15 protein-coding genes, 1 CRISPR repeat array and 1 riboswitch are annotated in these 20,220 nt (G+C 39.9%); of the genes, 3 read left to right on the top strand and 12 right to left on the bottom strand.

Annotated elements, in window-relative coordinates; all coding sequences use genetic code 11:
- Nucleotides 1-620: 620 nt before the first annotated feature.
- Nucleotides 621-1,748: a CRISPR direct-repeat array (repeat unit 37 nt; unit sequence CTTTCAGAGCTACTTCCACTAAAACAAGGATTGAAAC).
- A gap of 576 nt (nt 1,749-2,324) precedes the next feature.
- Nucleotides 2,325-2,708: a VOC family protein gene (locus tag Q0954_RS10190; RefSeq protein ID WP_299456452.1), complete on the bottom strand. Its 384-nt coding sequence runs from the start codon at nt 2,706-2,708 to the stop codon at nt 2,325-2,327.
- A 179-nt stretch (nt 2,709-2,887) separates the two neighbouring features.
- On the opposite strand from Q0954_RS10190, the gene cas6 reads away from it, so the two are divergent.
- Nucleotides 2,888-3,721 (top strand): CRISPR-associated endoribonuclease Cas6, encoded by an 834-nt coding sequence (gene cas6 / locus Q0954_RS10185; RefSeq protein ID WP_299456451.1) that lies wholly within the window; start codon nt 2,888-2,890, stop codon nt 3,719-3,721.
- A 151-nt stretch (nt 3,722-3,872) separates the two neighbouring features.
- On the opposite strand, the gene metE is transcribed toward cas6, so the two are convergent.
- The 4 genes from metE to Q0954_RS10165 all read right to left on the bottom strand — a co-directional run bounded on the left by metE (nt 3,873) and on the right by Q0954_RS10165 (nt 9,668).
- Nucleotides 3,873-6,173: a 5-methyltetrahydropteroyltriglutamate--homocysteine S-methyltransferase gene (gene metE, locus Q0954_RS10180; RefSeq protein WP_299456449.1), complete on the bottom strand. Its 2,301-nt coding sequence runs from the start codon at nt 6,171-6,173 to the stop codon at nt 3,873-3,875.
- Between the two features lie 263 nt (nt 6,174-6,436).
- A riboswitch (cobalamin riboswitch) is annotated at nt 6,437-6,634 on the bottom strand.
- A 228-nt stretch (nt 6,635-6,862) separates the two neighbouring features.
- Nucleotides 6,863-7,321, bottom strand: coding sequence for a nuclear transport factor 2 family protein (locus Q0954_RS10175; protein WP_299456447.1), 459 nt, complete (start codon nt 7,319-7,321; stop codon nt 6,863-6,865).
- 4 nt (nt 7,322-7,325) lie between these two features.
- Nucleotides 7,326-8,426 carry a nuclear transport factor 2 family protein gene (locus tag Q0954_RS10170; RefSeq protein ID WP_299456445.1) on the bottom strand — a complete coding sequence of 367 codons (1,101 nt, stop codon included), beginning with the start codon at nt 8,424-8,426 and terminating at the stop codon, nt 7,326-7,328.
- A 147-nt stretch (nt 8,427-8,573) separates the two neighbouring features.
- Nucleotides 8,574-9,668, bottom strand: coding sequence for an AraC family transcriptional regulator (locus tag Q0954_RS10165; protein WP_299456443.1), 1,095 nt, complete (start codon nt 9,666-9,668; stop codon nt 8,574-8,576).
- Between the two features lie 134 nt (nt 9,669-9,802).
- Here Q0954_RS10165 and Q0954_RS10160 point away from each other — a divergent pair, with 134 nt between their 5' ends.
- Nucleotides 9,803-10,975 carry a CapA family protein gene (locus Q0954_RS10160; RefSeq protein ID WP_299456441.1) on the top strand — a complete coding sequence of 391 codons (1,173 nt, stop codon included), beginning with the start codon at nt 9,803-9,805 and terminating at the stop codon, nt 10,973-10,975.
- Nucleotides 10,976-10,982: 7 nt separating this feature from the next.
- On the opposite strand, the gene Q0954_RS10155 is transcribed toward Q0954_RS10160, so the two are convergent.
- Nucleotides 10,983-12,551: a peptidase M61 gene (locus tag Q0954_RS10155; protein ID WP_299456439.1), complete on the bottom strand. Its 1,569-nt coding sequence runs from the start codon at nt 12,549-12,551 to the stop codon at nt 10,983-10,985.
- Nucleotides 12,552-12,986: 435 nt separating this feature from the next.
- Between Q0954_RS10155 and ahcY the strand changes: the two genes are divergently transcribed.
- Nucleotides 12,987-14,297: an adenosylhomocysteinase gene (gene ahcY, locus Q0954_RS10150; protein ID WP_299456437.1), complete on the top strand. Its 1,311-nt coding sequence runs from the start codon at nt 12,987-12,989 to the stop codon at nt 14,295-14,297.
- A 68-nt stretch (nt 14,298-14,365) separates the two neighbouring features.
- Here ahcY and Q0954_RS10145 read toward each other — a convergent pair whose 3' ends face one another.
- The 6 genes from Q0954_RS10145 to bamA all read right to left on the bottom strand — a co-directional run bounded on the left by Q0954_RS10145 (nt 14,366) and on the right by bamA (nt 20,219).
- A complete protein-coding gene (locus Q0954_RS10145; RefSeq protein WP_299456435.1) occupies nt 14,366-15,259 on the bottom strand; it encodes an LD-carboxypeptidase in 894 nt (297 codons plus the stop codon).
- A gap of 83 nt (nt 15,260-15,342) precedes the next feature.
- Nucleotides 15,343-15,852, bottom strand: coding sequence for an OmpH family outer membrane protein (locus Q0954_RS10140; RefSeq protein WP_299456433.1), 510 nt, complete (start codon nt 15,850-15,852; stop codon nt 15,343-15,345).
- A gap of 13 nt (nt 15,853-15,865) precedes the next feature.
- Nucleotides 15,866-16,414: an OmpH family outer membrane protein gene (locus tag Q0954_RS10135; RefSeq protein WP_299456431.1), complete on the bottom strand. Its 549-nt coding sequence runs from the start codon at nt 16,412-16,414 to the stop codon at nt 15,866-15,868.
- Between the two features lie 6 nt (nt 16,415-16,420).
- On the bottom strand, nt 16,421-16,975 hold the full coding sequence (locus Q0954_RS10130; protein WP_299456429.1) for an OmpH family outer membrane protein: 555 nt from the start codon (nt 16,973-16,975) through the stop codon (nt 16,421-16,423).
- A 183-nt stretch (nt 16,976-17,158) separates the two neighbouring features.
- Nucleotides 17,159-17,683, bottom strand: coding sequence for an OmpH family outer membrane protein (locus Q0954_RS10125; RefSeq protein WP_299456427.1), 525 nt, complete (start codon nt 17,681-17,683; stop codon nt 17,159-17,161).
- 28 nt (nt 17,684-17,711) lie between these two features.
- Nucleotides 17,712-20,219 carry an outer membrane protein assembly factor BamA gene (gene bamA, locus Q0954_RS10120; RefSeq protein WP_299456425.1) on the bottom strand — a complete coding sequence of 836 codons (2,508 nt, stop codon included), beginning with the start codon at nt 20,217-20,219 and terminating at the stop codon, nt 17,712-17,714.
- Between the last annotated feature and the right edge of the window lies 1 nt (nt 20,220).

Genomic DNA, 20,220 nt, shown 5'->3' with positions numbered 1-20,220 from the left:
AGCAAGGCGAACCGATACTTATGTTTGAAAAACCCGCTGCTGTTGGGTGAGCAAATGTGTTGGGCTGGCGATTTAGTCGATAGTTGGTAGTTGGTAGTCGAGGTTTTTGTGCTTTGGCAGACTTTTGTTATCAAAACCACTATAAAACAGGTGTATCTTAAGCAAAATGATTTGTGCTATGTCTTCCTGAATAAACCCAAATCGCGGATGGTGGCCTCAAAAGTGATGATATTTGATTTTTTTTACTCAAAAAAAGCCTACTTGATCGCTTCGGGCAATAGGTAGTATTGGGTGAATTGTATTGGTGGGCACACTGGGCAACAGGTGCCTCAGTGGAGGATAAAAATACTTTGGCAAAGGCTACCAAATCTAAAAAAAGATATGCATATTGTGGGAAATAAAACACCTGTTTTGATCGGGTGGTGCCTTTTCCGGAGGGCAATTTATTTGGGGTGGCACCAAATATGCCTTTAATGCTCTATAAATGAGTGAGTTATCTATTCGGAAAACTTGCTAAAACAGGCATCAAAAGCTCTTTGACTTCTTGATTTTTTTGCTTTTTAGCCTATAGTGATTATGCTATAACTCACTGATATTTAGCTGATAACAAAGAAAGACGACTTTCAGAGCTACTTCCACTAAAACAAGGATTGAAACTCAATCCTGCCTCGTGTTCAATTTGATCGATCGTACTTTCAGAGCTACTTCCACTAAAACAAGGATTGAAACTTGCAGCAACAAGGTCATTAAGCTGCTCTTTTTCAGCTCTTTCAGAGCTACTTCCACTAAAACAAGGATTGAAACAGCATCAGCTTTGAATTAGGCTTAAAGCTTCTTACCTTTCAGAGCTACTTCCACTAAAACAAGGATTGAAACTGAAGTTCAAAGCGTCAAAGGGTGAGAATGTAGGACTTTCAGAGCTACTTCCACTAAAACAAGGATTGAAACTTGCTTGGCTGTGGTGCTCCCAAATCGACAAGGGCTGCTTTCAGAGCTACTTCCACTAAAACAAGGATTGAAACTGGGTAACAACCTCCTGCATTGCGGCCCTCTCATTTCTTTCAGAGCTACTTCCACTAAAACAAGGATTGAAACGCCCTGCTATCTCTATATACTGCTTTGCTTTTTCGCTTTCAGAGCTACTTCCACTAAAACAAGGATTGAAACGCTTTTTATTTGCACCTATAAATTGACGTTTAGGCACTTTCAGAGCTACTTCCACTAAAACAAGGATTGAAACTAAAAACAACAGAAGAGTTAAGAAAGCACACTGGAACTTTCAGAGCTACTTCCACTAAAACAAGGATTGAAACACATCTCCTGTGTACTCTGGTGGATAGCCTGGTTGTGCTTTCAGAGCTACTTCCACTAAAACAAGGATTGAAACCCCACTTTTCTACACCAACCCCACCAAGCACCACCCTTTCAGAGCTACTTCCACTAAAACAAGGATTGAAACCAATCTTATGCAATCAAATAACCAAACAAGTAGCACTTTCAGAGCTACTTCCACTAAAACAAGGATTGAAACAGCAAGTCAATGCGTTGGGCGGTTTTCTCATACTCTTTCAGAGCTACTTCCACTAAAACAAGGATTGAAACATTGTTACTTACTTATATTAACGTGGTTATATTTAACTTTCAGAGCTACTTCCACTAAAACAAGGATTGAAACCTCATCATTTGACTGATAGCGAGTAGTGCACCTTCACTTTCAGAGCTACTTCCACTAAAACAAGGATTGAAACGTAGTAATGGGTTTCGATCGCCCCCGTGTAGCGGGATTTATCAATTGGTGAAGACACACAACCGAGGCGAGGGCGGTAATAGATCAACTGCTGCTGGCGCACGTCGTCCTCGCGTGTGCCATCGTAGAATTTGCTTGGCTGGGCACGCGCGAGGACGCAGCGCGCCATCTTCAAACACTGATTAAAACATCAATATCTGGCAATGAAAGACAGGTTAAATCACTAAAAAATATTAGCCTGACGGCTATGGTGAAGACACACAACCGAGGCGAAAGCGGTAATATATCAACACCCACTAAAACAAGGGGTGAAACGAGACTTTTCAGTGGTTTTGTTTTGCTATAAGCTTTCAGAGCTGCTTCCACTAAAAGAAGGATTGAAACTATAATAGTGTGGTGAGTGATTTGGTGGGCGACATGTCTTTCAGAGCAACTTCCATTAAAACAAGGATTGAAACATACTAGAGGCTTAAAGAATAACGCACATGACATTCAACTTTCAGAGCAACTTCCACTAAAACAAAGATTGAAATTCAAGTTTCTGGTCCTTGGCGCCAAGAGGCTACTGAGGCATTGTCTAAATTGTAATTTCTACTTGATTGCCTTCTGGGTCGAGCACTACGCTTTCGTAGTATCCATCTCCTGTAGTACGAGGCGCTCCTATTACCTGATAACCGTCGTTTTGTAGTTGTTGGGTAAGTTGATCTACTTTTGCTTTGCTCCCTACACTTATCGCCAAATGAGCCAACCCCAATTGTACTTGTTCTATTGCTTTGGCAATGTCGGGTCGGTGCATGAGTTCGAGTTGACAACCACTCCTGCCAAAGGATAAAAAGTAAGAGGAAAACTTTTTACTGGGGTTTACATATTTTTCGTTACTTATTGCATCGAAATAGGTGGTATAAAAACTGCGCATTTTCTCCAGGTTATTTACCCAAATGGCTATGTGTGCGATGTGCATAATAGTTTTGTATGATTTAAAGTAATGAGTTAGAAGCCCTAACAGGGTTCCAGGGGTTAGGCGTTAGGTACAGTTTATCACAGCAAGCTGACCCCAATGACCCAGGTTTTAGTAACAGGTGAGATTCACAGATAAAATTAAATTAAAAAATTCAAAAAAAACGAAAAAATGTGTATCTCGTGAAAAAACTAAATCTAGCAACCATTATGGTATTCAAAATCACCTTTAAGGTGCTCAGGCAAAACGCTGTGTTGCCTTATTCGTATCAGTATGAGCTGAGCGCCTGGATTTATAAAATGATTGCAGACAGCAACAGCCAATTGGCTACTTTTCTCCACAATAAAGGGTATACGCAAGGGTTTAAAAACTTCAAATTATTTACTTTTTCTAACTTGTACTTGCCCCAGTTTAACACCACCCCCCAAGGCTTAGAGATTTTGTCACCCACTATAGACTTCACCATTTCTTTTTTGGTAGACCAAGCAGCCGAATCGATGATTAAAACTTTGTTTGAGCAACACGCCTTTATCCTGGGCAACAAGCACAGCCAAGTACCCTTGCAGGTAGAAAGCATCCATACTCAGCCCTTTAGCATTGATAGCAATACTTTGCAATTTCGGACTACTTCGCCACTGGTAGTGAGCAATTTTGAGGTGACCGACCAAGGCAACACACAGGCAAAATACCTGCCCCCTACCCACAATCAATACGAGGCATTGTTTTTCAAGAACCTGCTCGCCAAATACAAAAGTGCCCTACAACACCAGGTCATTGTTGCCTCTCCTGGCAGTAACTGTACCCCAACCACTCCTATGCACTTTAAACTATTGGACAGCAGGGTACGCTCAAAACTGATAGAGATCAAGACAGGTAAGGCATCGGCTACTAAAGTAAGGGGGTATCTGTTTGATTTTGAGCTTACTGCTCCCCAAGATTTATTAAAGGTGGGCTATTTGAGTGGGTTTGGCGGACAATCGGCGATGGGTTTTGGAGCTTGTAAAATTTTGAAATAACTAACCAAAACATCAGATATTAAATATGCTCTCACCCAAAACTACTCTGAAGCTTTTTTGTTTCAAGAAACTTATGCCTGCCAGTTTTCTGAAAACCTGGCAGGCATGGCTATAGCATAATGTTCTTATGAGACTGCCTCATGGGTAAATGTTACCCAGTAATTTCTCTCATTTTCTTCGCTGCTTCTACCAAATTAGTCAGGGCTACTTTGGTTTCTGACCAGTCTCTGGTCTTAAGCCCACAATCGGGATTTACCCAGATATTTTGGGCGGGCAAAAACTCACTCGCTTTTTGTAACAGGTGGGTCATTTCTTCGGTAGAGGGCACCCTCGGCGAATGAATATCATACACTCCAGGGCCAATCTCATTAGGATAACGAAACTCTCTGAACGCCTCCAATAGTTCCATTTGCGACCTTGAAGTTTCTATCGTGATCACGTCGGCATCCATCGCGGCTATTTGGGGGATAATGTCATTAAACTCCGAATAGCACATGTGGGTATGTATTTGGGTTTCGTCTTTTACCCCCGACGAGGCAAGCCTAAAGGCATTTACTGCCCATTTCAGGTACACATCCCAATCTTTGGTGCGCAAAGGCAAGCCCTCTCTGATGGCGGGTTCGTCTATTTGTACTACCTGAATCCCCGCTTTTTCGAGGTCGCTTACCTCGTCTCTTATGGCAAGGGCTATTTGTTGGGCGGTGACCGAACGCGGCTGATCGTCTCTTACAAACGACCATTGCAAAATAGTGACTGGTCCGGTAAGCATGCCTTTGACCAGTTTTTGGGTTTGTTGTTGGGCAAAACTGCTCCAGCGCACTGTCATTGCCTCGCTGCGTTGTACATCGCCAAAAATAATGGGAGGCTTCACCCCACGCGATCCATAACTTTGCACCCAACCATTTTTGGTAAACACAAAACCTTCCAGCAACTCACCAAAGTACTCTACCATGTCGTTGCGCTCGTATTCGCCGTGTACCAATACATCGAGCCCTACGCTTTCTTGCCAGCGAATGGTTTGTTCAATGTTTTGCCGGAGTAAGTCTTCGTATTCCGCTTGGGTAAGTTGCCCTTTTTTAAATTGTTGCCTTAGCTTTCTTATTTCGGCAGTCTGCGGAAAAGAGCCTATAGTAGTGGTAGGAAACACAGGCAAGTTGAGCTTTTCTCTTTGCCTTAGCTGTCGCGTCTCAAAAGAGCTGTCACGGGTGTAGTCTTCAGGCTTAATAGCAGCTACTCGTTTTTTCACCTCAGATTTATGAATCAGTTCCGATTGCTGACGACTTTCTATGTCTAGCATATTTTGGGCAAGCCACTGTTTCACGCTTTGGTGGGTATCAGACTGGCAAAGCTTTTTCAACACTGCTACCTCCTCTACTTTTTGTTTGGCAAAAGCCAGCCACCTTTTAATGCCTGGAGGCAACACCTCTTCGTTGGTTTCCAGGTCAAGGTCACAAGGTGTATGCAACAGCGAGCAAGAAGTAGCCACCATCACCCGGTCTTGTCCCAGCTTTTCAACTGCCTGATTGATCATGGGTAAAGACTTGGTAAAATCATTTTTCCAGATATTGCGCCCATCTACCAAACCCAACGAAAGGCTTACATCAGGCTTAAGGTGATCTAATACAGCCTCTAACTGGTTTACATCGCGTACCAAATCAATGTGTAAGGCACAAGCCGGCAACTCACACGCCAAGGCGGTGTTTTGGCGCAAGCCTTCAAAATAAGTGGTAAGAATAATTTTTGCCTGAGGCACTTCTTTTTTAATGGTTTGATAGGTAGTGCGCAATGCTTTTTGCTCTTCCTTGCTCAAGTCCATCACCAAAAAAGGTTCGTCTATTTGTATCCAGTCAGCCCCTGCATCGCACAATTGACGCAGTAGCTCTATATACACCGGCAAAAGACGCTCAAGTAAGGTAATCCGGTGAAAACCCTTCTCTTTTTCTTTGCCTAATAATAAAAATGACACTGGGCTAAGCAATACAGGTTTGGTATGAATGCCCAGGGCTTTGCTCTCTAAAAACTCCCGCACTGGTTTGTTGTCGTACAAGGAAAACGTTTGACTTGCCGCAAACTCAGGCACCATATAATGGTAGTTGGTGTCAAACCATTTGGTCATTTCCATGGCTATTACGTCATCTTTTCCTTTTTGATACCCCCTTGCCATCGCAAAATACAAGTCGGTTTTGCTCAAAGCCTTGAGCGATTGATAACGTTCAGGAATAACGCCAAAAGTGAGCACAGCGTCCAATACTTGGTCGTAGTAAGAAAAATCGTTGGCAGGAATTAAATCTACCCCTTGCTCTTGTTGGGTTTGCCAGTTAAAGGCGCGTTGCTCCTGCCCTACTTTGAGCAATTCGTCTACCGTAATTTTGCCTTTCCAATACTTTTCGCAGGCTTTTTTTAGTTCACGATGGGCACCAATGCGCGGGTACCCCAAAATATTTGTCAACATTTGATGTGTGATTTGCAGAAATGGGCTAAACTTTGGGTACAGCCATTCCTTAGATGAACAAAAATAATTTCAATGCCTTTGTATTGGCTTTCGCAAATTTTTTGTGTCTAAAGAATGCATACAACCCTTGCCCCAAAGCCACACCCAAGGGGTATGGTCATGTAGATAGGTATACAATAAGCCTTGTGTTGGCAGGTAATTGCCCAAAGAGGTTTATCTAAGAGAGGTATCAGTCTTTAACATCACTTCAAAATCGCGAAAGCGTGTTATCTTGATAATAAGGCAAGTCTCCTGGCTTTTGGCATTCTTATCTCACCTTCCCATTCACAGTCGAACAGTGGTGTTTGATAAATAACAGATAAGAACTCTCACGCCAATTTACAGTTGCGCGTCAGCTCGTGATTTTCACACGATTCCTTTTTAATTGCTGTTTCCAGCAAACCATTATTATGATTGATAGTTTGAGTATGCCCAAGGCATACTTTTATAACAAAGAACTAGTGCTGTAAGCAGCAAATTTGTTATGCTTATAGCATTGCTGCAAATGAAGTCAACTTTTTTGACAAACTAAAATTATTTCTTCCAAAAGTTGTAATGCACAAATTCATGCAAGGCACTTAGCTAAAGTAATACCAGGTACAACAAAGTAGCTGTACCTGGTAAAATATTTCTTTATGACAATAACGCAATTATTGCTTGACACTGTTCCATATATCAAGGTGCATTTTCCAAACTCCTTGCACTTTTTTCCAAACCACTACATATTTGCCTTGCCACGACGATGCTGGCTTGCCTTGTCGTTGGGTGGTGCCTTTGTAATAGCCGTAATCATAAGCAGTGTTGCCCACTATTTCTATTTTTTCGGGCATAAGCTTGTGTTCAAGATGGGCTACCTGGGCGTTAAAACTCCAATATTTGCGAATGGCTTCATGGCCTTGCAGGATTTTGGTGCGATTGGGAAAAATAGAGGCATCTGTAGTATAAAAGCGAACTATTTTTTCAGTATCCTTTGCCACAAACGCCTTTGAAAAAGCCCTCGCCTGAGCTATAATTGCTTGTTTGTCCTGGGCAGCAGTTTGTGCCAAAACAGGTGTGCTCAGGGCAAACAAAAGCCCACACACACCCCATAAAAAATGGTGTCTTCTCATCCAATTATTTGTTATTGTTTTCAAGTAATAAAATCATTTCTTCGGCTACTCCAGCCGCTGATGCCGGGTTTTGCCCAGTGACCAAACGCTCGCTTACTACTACGTGTTTGGCTTGTTTTTTGGCTGCTTTTGAGTATTTCACGCCTCTTTCTTTTAAACTATCTTCGAGCAAGAAGGGTAAAATGTGTTTGATCTTGGCATCTTCGGCGTTAGAGTATCCGGTGGCTTTTTTGCCCGCGAGCAAGTAGCTGCCATCGCTTAGTTTTACATTGAGCAAACCCGCAGGTCCATGGCACACTGCTCCTACCACCTTATTGCTTTCATACATTTTGGCGGTAATTTGCTGTAGTTTTTTATTGTCAGGAAAATCCCACATCGTACCCTTGCCCCCTACATAATAAATGCCTGCATATTGGTCTATGTCTACCTGATCGGGTGACAATGTTTTTCTCAGCTCGTTTAAACGTTGCTTGTCACGAAAAAAGTGACGAGTGGTTTCGTCTACCGCAGCATTGGCTATACCGTTGATTGCCAGCATGCCTCCTTTAGGACTCACAAAGTCCACCTGATAACCTTTTTGGTTGAAAACCTCAAAAGGGTAGGTAATTTCAGGAAGGTAAGTGCCCGCCTTTTTATCCGTGTTACCTAGTTTTTCGTGGTTGGTTACCACAAATAGAATCTTTTTAGGCTGTAGCTTTTGCCCCTGATAAATCTTATTGACGATCTTCCACTCCCCTCCTACTTTCAACAACTGCATATAGTCGACAAACCTAAAGTTGGGGTACTCAATGAGCACCTCTGCATGGGCTATGTTTTTCATTATATTAATGGTGACTACCCGCCCTTTGCGATTCGATTTTTTGCCCGGCTTAATCATCTTCACATAATCGTCAATAGGCAGAAGTTTGTATTGATTACCCCTGATTCCTTGTAACCGGGCATCGGCATGAAAAGCCTTGCGCAACATGGCTACATCGCCATTGGTGCCTCCGTCTATGTAATAATTAAGGGTTTGAATGATGGCTTTTTTTTCTTGTTTTACCGATTGGGCTTGCGCCGAAACGACTATAAATAGTCCTAAAATAAGTCCAGATAACTTGTACATGGTTATTTGTTGTTTTTTTGATAAATAATGACACAAATAACGAGGGTATAAAATTCAAAATCTATTGAATTTATAAATCTATCAAACAAAAAAACATTCAATAGAAGGCATATAAGGGGTTTTTAGAATAAATTTCATTAACAAGGCTCAGGAGGTTACTTTGTATTGCTTGCGATATTGCGAGGGGGTTTGCTGGACATTTTTCTTAAATGCAGTATTAAAAGAGGACAAATTATTGAACCCGCTTTCAAAAGCAATTCCCGCAATTTTGTAGTGGTCAAACTCTGGGGTGACGAGCAGCTTTTTGGCTTCGTCTATTCGGTATTGGTTCACAAAATCGGCAAAGTTTTTTGCCAAATGTTCATTGATCACTTGTGACAAGAGGTAAGCAGGCATGCCTAGCATTTCGGCAAGCTTGGGCAAAGTCAATGCTGCATCTTTAAAAACCTTATTTTCTTCCATCAATGCCTTCACTCTGGCAATATGTGCCTGGGTAGTATTATCGGTCAAGGGGGAAGTTTTGTATTTAGGTTTGTCAAAAGTTTGGATAAAAACCTGTGACTGGGTAAGTGCTAACAAACCAATGAAAAATACCAAAGAAGTATAGATAATCAGGGCGTTTTGATACTTAAGAAAGGAGAAAAAATGGCTCGTGGTGTAAGCAAGCCATACCAAGGCAAGCATTACCCAAAGGCTACGCATCCATGTCCACTTGGCTTTATCCAATGCACTTCTGTTTTTTTGGGCTTTGTAAGACCGATAAAAACGCCTGAGCCATAAAAAATTAATAATTAGGTATACCAACAAATAAGCGTGTAAACCTCGGTAATACCACAAAAAGAAAGGAGCAATGCTTTGCCTGAATGCACCACTGTAGTTGGGCGGATATAATATAATGCTGCTGCAACACACCGCTACTACCCAAGGTACCAGCTGCAACAAGTCGGTATTCCGTAAGCTAAAGGTAGGCTGGGTCAATGCCCGAAAGTAAAACATCATAAGTGCCCCAATGAGCAAGTAGCCTGACAAACCTATGTTTACGAGTACATCGGGGTGATGCCCGGTACTGACAATGTAAGCCGATTTACCCAAACGCATTACCAAAGCCAACAACAAAAAGCCCAGCAGCTTGTTGGCTTTTTGGTTCCCCTTTTTACTGATAAAAAGGTATACTGCAAAAAACACACTTTGTAGTACGCCTGTATAAAAAAACAAAATTAGTAATACTCTCGAAAAACTCATCTCCTTTGGTGATTATTGGACTGTGTTGATATGTAAATATAACATATCTGACAAGATATACAGATTGACCTCACAACAAATAAAACTAGCACAATCATTGACTTAACCTGTGGCAGCAGATAATTTGTATATACATGAAGCTTTTCCGACTATTCATGGCTTTGGTTACCATTGCCTTTGCTTTAATTTTACCCACCAACCGCTCTGACCACTATCCCTCTAAGCGACAATTGACCTTAAGCAAGTATTGGAAACAAAGTGCTGTTCCTAAAGCCCCTGCTAAAACAGTTTTACGTAAAAAGCGCACCCAAACCAACGACACAATCACTATTACTGGGGTGGGCGATCTCATGTTAGGAACTAATTACCCTCATAAATATTTGATTCCCCCTAACAATGGCAAAGATTTAATGGCTGATGTCACTCCCTTGATTCGACAAGCTGATGTAGCTTTTGGCAACCTCGCCAGCCCAGTGCTCAATAAAGGAGGCAAACGCAAATATTGCCGGGACTCTACCAACTGTTTTGCTTTTCGTACACCTGAGGCAGTAGCGCAAAATGTGATAGACAGTGGGTTTGATGTACTCAATATAGGCAACAATCATATCAATGACTTTGGCAGGGCTGGTATTGTCAATACACTACAGTTTTTACGTAAAAATAGAATCCCTCATGCAGGCTTAGACTCTATTCCTTACACCATTTTCGAGAAGAAAGGCATTCGTTATGGTTTTGCGGCTTTTACTCCTTACGATACTATCACTATCAATATGCACGATAGCTCCAGGGTAAGTAGCATTATTCAACATTTAGACCAACACACCGATATTGTCATTGTGTCTGTGAGGGCAGGTGGCGAGGGTTCGGCTTATCAACAACTCACCAAACAGCCTGAGCACTTTGCAGGCGAAGACCGGGGAAATATCTATGCTTTTGCTCACTTTGCCATTGACCAGGGAGCAGATATTATCTTTGGGCATGGGCCTCACGTAAGCCGTGCAATAGAGATTTACAAAAAACGCTTTATTGCTTACAGCCTTGGCAACTTTTGCACCTATTCGGGCATTTACCGCAAAGGGGTAAGCGGCATAGCACCTATAGCAAGGGTAATGGTAAACCCACAAGGTGAATTTTTGATGGCACAACTAGTGTCTACCCGACAGCTTCGCAATGGTAAGGTAATAATAGATGCACAACAGCAGGTACTCAAAATCATCAAACGCCTGACCAAACTTGCTTTTCCAAAGTCAACGCTACACATTGATAACAAAGGCTGGGTAAGTTTGCTTACTCCTCCCAAAAAATAGGTCCAACTTACCTGCCCAACCAAGCCTTTCGTAACCTCTTTTGTTGGTCAGTGATATTTTTTACTGGCCTAAAATGATCATCTTTGGCATCATACGAAATACCCACCTTTAATAAATACTCTTTGAGTGGCAATGCCTTGGCATTGATGACATAGTCGGTAAAAAAATGTCGAATTTCAGGAAAAGTCATTTTGGCTATTTCAGAAATTAACTCTTCGTCTTTAAACGGCTTATGTTTGCCATACTTTGCCGACAAATTCCTCAAAAGATGTTGGGTGCCATATTTTCCATTGGAGAGTTCTCTCAAACGAATATCCAGGCATAATCCAATCAGAGCCCCCTTGAGGTAGACATTGTAATACTGATTGCTTAGGTTCAGGATATTTTTACTCATCTGAGTAAAAGACAAACGGTTATTGAACTTTCGGCTGTTTACAATTTTTTGTCTTACATTTTGTAAAAACTCCGCTACTCCCTGTAATTTTTGTTTGACAGGCATATGCAAGGTGGCATACTCAGTCATACCTTCGTATAACCACAAATGCTGAGACATTTTAGGTTGATTAAAGTCGTAATTTGCTATTTCCTCAGAGTGGATATTGAGTGGAGTTACAATGTGAAAAAATTCGTGTGAGGCAATTTTTCGTACCAAGGATGCAATAGGGTCAAGCTCGTCGTTGCTTGCTGCAAACAAATAAAACGATGAGTAAGAGTGCTCCAGTGCATCTCCGGTAATGCTGCCTGGTTTGCCTATGCCATGACTTATAATAAAAGAGTAATGATTGACAGGAAGCGAGCCTCCCAAATAATCTTTTTGAGCCTCTAGCAAACTTTTCAAATGCTGAGCTATTCCTGCCGAATACTTATTGCCAGTACGCGAGTGTACAGCCACTGTTATTTTAGTATTGGCTACTTTTATCACTGTAGTATCAGGTTGGCTATACATCAATGGGGCGTCTATCAGGCTACGGTAGTCAGCTGCTAAAAACACATCTTTGGTGGGCTGTTTTTTGATTGCTAACAGAGAGGTAGCCCCAAAAAAACCCACAGGTTTTACAAAGGTAAGTTGAACTGGAAGTTTGGTCATACCATCAAAATACCCAAACAAACAGTTATGATTGATTACAAATAGCTCATCTTTGACAAAGCTGCTCGCTGCTGACTGATACGGCTTGTCGCCCAAGTCTTTGTGTGTTTCATAACCATCGTCTACAGTATAACTCAACCTGTACAATTGGTGGGCATTATATATTTTCCATCCATTCTTCCCTACTTTTTCATGTTTCAATTGTCTGCCTTGCACAGTTTCTGCCCGAAAGTTAGACACAAACTGCCCAAAATGAAGTTTACTATAAATACCCGGTACAATTTGAGGCAAGTAGTAGATCACTTCTTTTTGTTTGATGGCAGGTACTTTTAACACTACACGCAATTGATCATTCTCTACCTTGGTCAAGTCAACATCAAATTCATAAGCAGGTAAGTTACCTTGACCTTGAGCAGCACTTACCCCGGCTAATATCCAGAAAAGCAAAGGGTATAGCAAGCTCACTTTTAAAATATTGTATATCCTCATCTGACTTATTTAAATAATTAGAAATATAATAGAACCACCACATGTTACACCTTATAATTTTCAACGCCAATTAACCAAATAAGATAAGGAACCTCTGCATAATTATTGTGTAACTTTTTAGTAAAATTAACATCAAAATCTTACACAAACAGAATTTGATGTGATTGCAGAACATAGGGAATAAACACTTAATTCCATTTTTATCTCAAAACATATCATCTACCAGTACATACAATTTCAACAAAGTATATTTTGAAAATAAGATCAAACCAATAATAATATTATATTTTTCAGTAAAACACAAAATTACACACAATAAGCATTGCTTGTAGAATAGCCTGATAACCCGGCTTATAAATTGCCATTGTCATTGAAATCAAGTATTTTTGCAACACTTATTCGAAAATTTACATAGTAAGAATAAATTTTAGGTCAATGTTAGAAACAACACAAGATAACTATAAAGTAAAAGACATTACTTTAGCAGATTGGGGACGTAAAGAAATTGAACTTGCCGAAGCTGAAATGCCAGGTTTGATGGCTCTAAGAGAAGAATACGGAGAGTCTAAGCCCTTGAAAGGTGCCCGCATCGCAGGATGTCTGCACATGACTATTCAAACTGCCGTTTTGATTGAAACTTTGGTTGTTTTAGGAGCAGAAGTTACCTGGTCATCTTGTAACATATTCTCTACTCAAGACCACGCCGCAGCCGCTATTGCTAAAGCAGGTATTCCTGTATTTGCCTGGAAAGGTATGAACGAAGAAGAGTTTGATTGGTGTATTGAAGCAAGCCTTAGATCATTTGAAGGTGGCAAGCCTTTGAACATGATCTTGGATGATGGCGGAGACTTGACTAACCTTGTATTAGACAAAAACCAAGATTTAGTAAGTGACATCCGTGGTCTTTCAGAAGAAACCACTACTGGTGTACACCGTCTTTACGAAAGAGTAAAAAATGGCACACTCACTATGCCTGCCATCAACGTAAATGACTCTGTAACTAAGTCAAAATTTGACAACAAATATGGTTGTAAAGAGTCTTTGGTAGATGCTATTCGTCGTGCAACTGACGTAATGCTGGCTGGAAAAGTAGCCGTAGTTGCTGGTTATGGTGATGTAGGAAAAGGTTCTGCTGCATCTCTTCAGGGTGCTGGTGTACGTGTAATTGTTACTGAAGCTGATCCTATTTGTGCTTTACAAGCTGCAATGGACGGTTTTGAAGTAAAACCAATGCTCAAAGCTATCTCTGAGGTAGACTTAGTAGTGACTGCTACTGGTAACAAAGATATTATCACTTCTGAGCACTTTAAGCTCATGAAAGATAAAACAATTGTATGTAACATTGGCCACTTTGACAATGAAATTGATGTTGCCTGGTTAAACGACAACTATGGTACTACTAAAGTATCTGTAAAACCACAGGTAGACATCTACAATGTAGAAGGAAACGATATTATTCTTTTGGCAGAAGGTCGTTTGGTAAACCTGGGTTGTGCTATGGGCCACCCATCTTTTGTGATGTCTAACTCTTTCACAAACCAAGTATTGGCTCAAATAGAACTTTGGAATAACAGTGCTAACTATAAAAACGAAGTTTATATGTTGCCTAAGCACTTAGACGAAAAAGTAGCCAACCTTCACCTTACGAAAATTGGCGTAGAGCTTGAGAAACTAACTAAGGAACAAGCTGATTACATTGGAGTAAAACCAGAAGGTCCTTACAAGCCAGAGCATTACCGCTACTAAGACAAAATAGAGTATAGACTCTATCAAAATATACATCAAGGGTTGCTCTTATCAAGAGTAACCCTTTTTTATTGAAACTGCATTTCTACCCGTTTCTCTGTTACTTGTAAGCGTGCCAGCCTATTACAAATTACTGTCATGTTATGCTTTTCGTGCCCCACCGGAAAATTGTAACACACAGGATACCTCAAATTTCTCGTCAAATCGTTTACAATCTCATATACTGTTTGGCCAAAAAATGCATCGTTGTCCTTTACCCCGGAGAAGTGTCCTATAATCAGCCCTGCCAAATTATCCAGTTTTTTGGCACGCTTAAGCTGCACCATCATTCGATCTATATGGTACAAGTACTCGTTTACCTCTTCAAGAAATAATATTTTTCCATCTGTATTTATTTCAGACGGAGTACCTATGGCGTTTGCAAACAATGTAAGGTTTCCACCTACCACAACTCCTTCGGCATTGCCCAGCTTATTCATCACACTCAATACCGAACTAATTTTAAGAGGTTGTCCAAACAAGGCCTGTTTCAAGCTTTCTATGGATACTTCTGTCTGTTTAGGAAAGAGCAAAGGCATAACACCATGGATAGTTTCTACCTTTAAATTATGCAAATGGCAGTGCAACACGGTTACATCACTAAACCCCACAATCCACTTTGGGTACTTCAAGAACTCGGTAAAATCTAATTGATCTACAATCCTTGTAGTTCCATATCCCCCTCTTGCGCATATAATGGCTCTAATCTCAGGTTCGTCTAACATTTGCTGAAAGTCTCCTGCCCGTTCTTCGTCTGTACCTGCAAACTGATAATGCGTATTAAATAAGTTTTTACCTAACACCACTTGCAAACCCCAACTCTCAAAAATAGACACTGCCATCTTAATTTCAGCCTCATTAATGCTTCTAGCTGGCGCCACAATGGCTACTTTTTGCCCCGGTTGTAAATAAGGAGGTCTCATAATTTATTCTTGTTTCAAATACACATAAAAAAACCTGTTTGATCTTTGATCAAACAGGTTTAAAAACTAATAATTTTAAAGTATTAATTTGTCTTAATACCTAGTTTTTTTAGCACAACATCAGAAATATCATATTTCTTGTTTGAAAACAAGGCAGTTTCTTTTCGAATAATAAAGTTATACTTACCCTCTTTTGCTACCACTGCCAATGCTGCTTCTACTTTTTTGTAGATAGGGTTCAACAAGTTGCCTCTTTTCTTGTCTATCCTTGTTTGGGCAGTTTGCTGAAACCGTTGTAACTCCATTTGTTGTTTTGATAATTGCTCACCTTTGGCTTTGCGGGCTGCAGCCGACATTTTAGCTTCCTGTTGTCTAAAAGCCTGCACTTGTTTTTGAAACATCTGTTGCTTTCTTTTAAACTCATCTTCTAGTTTTTTGGTATAGGTTTGCATCTCAGTTTGTGCTCTTTTATACTCTGTCATTTTAGGCAACACATACTGAGTATCAAAATAACCTATTTTATATTGTTGTGCCTGTGCTGTACTCAAAGTAAGCATACATAGCCCCAACATTAAAATCCAAATTCTTTTCATAATTCAAATATCCTTATTTTTTATTATTTGAGCCTTTAGGAGTAACCTTTTTAGGTGTAATGCCCATTTTTCTTAGTATATCATCCGATATATTAAACCCTTTGGTATCGTATACCAATTGGTCTTTTCTCAACACAAAGTCTATTTGCTTTTCAGCAGAATAAGCTTCTACGTTCTTACTGATGCTTTTGTAAATAGGCGATAGTAATTGTTGTTCTTTTACCATCGTTTGTTGGCGGGCAGTACGATCAAACTTTACAAGTTCATCTTGCAATCTCTTCAATTCCTGCTCACGGCTTGCTCTAATCAAATCACTCATCGTTGGCGCTTCTTTTTCATAGGCGCCAAACTTCTTTTTCAACTCCCCTTGTTTGTTCAGTAGTTCTGACTCCAACTGTTTTCTAAGGGCAGACAAATCTTTTTGCGCTTTCTTAAAAGCAGGAAGTTGTTGTGCCACATACTGTAAGTCTATAAAACGTACTTTAGGCGACGTTTGAGCCAACACATTCGACGTAAAACTTACCAATAAGATAAGTAATAATATATAAGTAGTTTTTTTCATGATGCCTTATTTATTGCCTTTCTTCGTAACCGTTACCCCTAAATCTTTCAATACCAAGTCTGAGATATTATCTCCAGGCACTTCGTATAGCAAAGCTTCTTTTTTAATTATGATAGCAAAGTTATTAGCCTTGGCTACCTTGTCAATAGATGTTTGTACTTTCTTGGTAACAGGGTTGATTAACGCATTTTCCTTCTGTAACGACTGCTGTCGGGCAGCTTGCTGAAACTGACGTAACTCCTGGTCAAGTTTGGTAATCTCTTGTTGACGTGTCTGGAGTATAGCCACTGGTGTAGCAGGTTTAGCACTTGCCAACTTCTGATATTCGGCAATTTTACTTTGCATTTCTTTTTGCTTTTTATTAGCTTCTGCCGTTAATTGCTTTTTGTATATATCCAACGCACTTTGGATTTTCTTATATTCAGGTAAGTTGCTAAACACATATCCCGTATCAAAATACCCTATTTTGGCAGGCGCCTGAGCCATTGCTTGCCCAAAGCTCCCTAATAAGATCACACCTAATAATAGTGCTTTTAAACCAAAAACTTTTTTTGTATCCATTATTCAAAATTTAATTCAAGAGTTGTTTTAAATAATCTACCTAGAAAGATGATGCAATTTTACTAGAATAACTGTTGTTTCACAATCTAATTGATAGAATTATAATAATGGGTGGTATAATAAATATAAGCTATTTATTACTCCCCCATTAAAACGGCCACCTATTCATTTTATTTCAACTGACTAATCCTCTTCAGCAAGTCCTAACTGTACCAAAACCCTTTCTGTATAATCATGGGTTGGACTGGCATAAATCATTATTAAATCACTGGATTTATCAAACACCACCTGGATTTTATAACGCCTGGCCACACGTTTGACAGCTTTTTGTAACTCTTCTTGAGCAGGTTTAATCAGCTCTTGCCTGCGCTGAAACAATAAGCCCTCATAACCAAAAACCTTTTTTTGATATTCCCTGGCCTCTTGTTCTTTTTTGGCAATTTCTTTCTGGCGTTCATCTTTCATTTCTGCAGTCAGCAGAATCTCTTCTTGAATATACTTGGCACGCATTCGCTCTACAGCTTTTAGCTTAGCTTCTACTTGCTGCTGCCAGTTAGTGGCAGCTTTGTCAATTTCAGCCTTTGCTTTTTTATATGATTCCATTTGTTGCAGAATAAAATTAGAATCAATAAAGCCAAACTTCTGAGCACTTACATAGGTAGCGCTCACAAGTATACACGTAAGAGAAAAAAATACACTTTTCAACATTGTTTCCGATTTTTATGTGACAAAATTTCTATCGTAAGATTTGTCCAATCGTAAAGTGAAACTGTCCTTTGTTTGCTCCAGGAGCCCCTCTAACCTCATCAAATCCATATCCCCAGTCTAAACCAAGCATACCGAAAGCAGGCATAAAGATACGTGCTCCAATACCAGCCGATCTGTAAATATCGAAAGGATTAAAGTTAGCATAGCTACCCCAGTTATTTCCACCTTCAAGAAACCCTAAAACAAAGATGGTTGCTGAAGGGTTGAGTGAAATAGGATAACGTAGCTCCATCACAAATTTATTAAATGCAATACCTGCTTCCTGTCTTCCATCCGTCAGGCGCACTGGCTGTATACTATTATTATTATATCCTCGTAAACCAATAATATCGTTGCCTAAAAGGAAGTTTTGCCCTGATAAACCATCACCTCCTAATATAAATCTTTCGAAAGGTCCATACCCAACATCAGAATTATACAAACCTAAGAAACCAAAATGTGCACGGGTATGGAAAACCAAATCGCCCACTATTGGAGTAAAAAATGATGCATCGAACATCCATTTATGGTATTCTATCAATGCAAACTTTTCCTGGTCAGATAATGTTGTGTAATCCTTGTTGTTAAACAAAGAGTAGGGAGGGGTTAAATTGATGCTCAAAGATAAGCTAGACCCGTTACGTGAATAAGTAGGATTATCAATACTATTTCGTGAGATTACAGTATTAAATGTAAAACTTTGAGAAATGCCCGCAGATGTAAAAGCACTAAAATTATCATTGTTGTACACCTGATAACCAAGAGAGTTGATTACTGTAAAATAGTTATCTGGCCACTTTAATCTTCTACCTAAACTCAGAGTCACACTTGAAACCTGTAAAGAACCAAGCACCTGATCAAATTGAATATTACGTTGAATAGAATGACTAAGAGATAAAGTAAATGAATTGGGCTTACGTCCACCTAACCACGGCTCAGTAAAGGTCAAAGAATAAGTCTGAAACCTTGTACCATTCGCCTGCATTCTCAAGGCAAGGCGTTGTCCATCGCCAGAAGGCAAAGGTCGCCAGTTGCTTAAACGCCCCATTTTACGCACTGAAAAGTTGTTAAAAACAAGCCCCAAGGTACCAATGAAGCCAAAGCCTCCACCCCAACCACCAGATAACTCTATTTGATCACTGGGCTTTTCTTCTACTGTGTACTCAATGTCTACTGTTCCATTTTCAGGGTGCGGAACAGGTTTAATGTCTAAGTTCTCAGGGTTAAAATACTGTAAACCAATGATCTCTCGTTGGGTACGAATGATGTTACGTCGGCTAAACTTTTGACCAGGGGTAGTTCTCACTTCGCGTATTACTACGTGGTCACTTGTTTTGGTATTTCCTTTAAGTATTACCTTATTGATAGTGGCTTGAGGTCCTTCATAAATTTGCATTGCTACATCAATAGAGTCTCCTTCTATAGCTATCTCAACAGGGGTTACTCTAAAAAACAAGTAGCCATCATCCATATATAGAGAGGTAATGTCTAAACTGGTTTGGCTAAAGTTCAAGCGTTTATTTAAGTCTTCCAGGTTATAGACATCCCCTTTATTAATGCCTAAAACTTTTCCAAGTTGTTCATCACTATATAAGTAGTTACCTTGCCAGGTAATGCTTCTAAAATAGTAACGACGCCCTTCTTCTATTTTTATATCAATATATACCAGGCCATCTTTGCCTCTACTCACTTTATCTTCTAGAATTCGGGCATCTCTAAACCCTTGTCTATTATAATAAGCGATCAGCTTGGCTTTATCTTCTTCAAAGTTGCTTTGTACATACTTTGATCTTTTGAATATTCTATACCACTTTTTTTGCTTAGTAGCTTTTAATTTTCGCCTTAGCTTTTTATCTGAAAAAACCTTGTTTCCTGTAAAGTTAATACGACGAACCTTGACCTTGCTTTTCTTTACAACTTTGATTTTCAGAATTACACCGTTTGCCACCAGTTTATCAGGAATTTCTTCTAAAAAGACTTCGGCATCCAAAAATCCTTTCCCTATAAAGTATTCTTTTGTTCTTTGTTTGATATTCTTTTTCTTGGAACTTGTCAAAATTCGCCCAAGCTTAATATTTTCTCCTACTTTATCTCTTTGCCCTCGGGTAAAATTCTCATACTGTACCCTTGTCAGTCGGGGTCTTTCTTTTACCTGAATATTGAAAAAGACTTTATCTCCTTCAACTTTTGCAATTGACAACTTTACATCTCCTAAAATCCCTTGCTTCCATAAGCGCTTTATAGCACTACTTACTTTAGGTCCAGGAATCAAAATCTTGTCACCTGTTTTTAAACCAGAAATAGAGATTAACACATTGGGGGATAAGTATTTGGCTCCTGTAACGGTAACACCACCTATGATATATTGTTTTGGAGTTCTGTAGTCTATATCTACTACTTGAGCCTGGGTTTGTGTAATAGAAATTACTAATGAGCATAGTATTAGTCCTAAAACTGAAAATCCCCGAAGACGGGGCAATTTAACTTGCTTTTTCATC

It is taken from the genome of uncultured Microscilla sp. (genome assembly GCF_947493425.1).
Lineage (GTDB): Bacteria > Bacteroidota > Bacteroidia > Cytophagales > Microscillaceae > Microscilla.
This window is presented reverse-complemented; position numbering and strand designations above follow the sequence as displayed.

Excerpts from the sequence above, each read along its gene's own strand:
- Q0954_RS10140 (WP_299456433.1), bottom strand. The coding sequence starts at position 15,852 with ATGAAAAGAATTTGGATTTTAATGTTGGGGCTATGTATGCTTACTTTG.
- Q0954_RS10125 (WP_299456427.1), bottom strand. The coding sequence starts at position 17,683 with ATGTTGAAAAGTGTATTTTTTTCTCTTACGTGTATACTTGTGAGCGCT.
- Q0954_RS10170 (WP_299456445.1), bottom strand. The coding sequence starts at position 8,426 with ATGTACAAGTTATCTGGACTTATTTTAGGACTATTTATAGTCGTTTCG.
- Q0954_RS10175 (WP_299456447.1), bottom strand. The coding sequence starts at position 7,321 with ATGAGAAGACACCATTTTTTATGGGGTGTGTGTGGGCTTTTGTTTGCC.
- Q0954_RS10135 (WP_299456431.1), bottom strand. The coding sequence starts at position 16,414 with ATGAAAAAAACTACTTATATATTATTACTTATCTTATTGGTAAGTTTT.
- Q0954_RS10155 (WP_299456439.1), bottom strand. The coding sequence starts at position 12,551 with ATGAGGATATACAATATTTTAAAAGTGAGCTTGCTATACCCTTTGCTT.
- Q0954_RS10145 (WP_299456435.1), bottom strand. The coding sequence starts at position 15,259 with ATGAGACCTCCTTATTTACAACCGGGGCAAAAAGTAGCCATTGTGGCG.
- ahcY (WP_299456437.1), top strand. The coding sequence starts at position 12,987 with ATGTTAGAAACAACACAAGATAACTATAAAGTAAAAGACATTACTTTA.
- Q0954_RS10130 (WP_299456429.1), bottom strand. The coding sequence starts at position 16,975 with ATGGATACAAAAAAAGTTTTTGGTTTAAAAGCACTATTATTAGGTGTG.
- Q0954_RS10165 (WP_299456443.1), bottom strand. The coding sequence starts at position 9,668 with ATGAGTTTTTCGAGAGTATTACTAATTTTGTTTTTTTATACAGGCGTA.
- metE (WP_299456449.1), bottom strand. The coding sequence starts at position 6,173 with ATGTTGACAAATATTTTGGGGTACCCGCGCATTGGTGCCCATCGTGAA.
- Q0954_RS10190 (WP_299456452.1), bottom strand. The coding sequence starts at position 2,708 with ATGCACATCGCACACATAGCCATTTGGGTAAATAACCTGGAGAAAATG.
- Q0954_RS10160 (WP_299456441.1), top strand. The coding sequence starts at position 9,803 with ATGAAGCTTTTCCGACTATTCATGGCTTTGGTTACCATTGCCTTTGCT.
- bamA (WP_299456425.1), bottom strand. The coding sequence starts at position 20,219 with ATGAAAAAGCAAGTTAAATTGCCCCGTCTTCGGGGATTTTCAGTTTTA.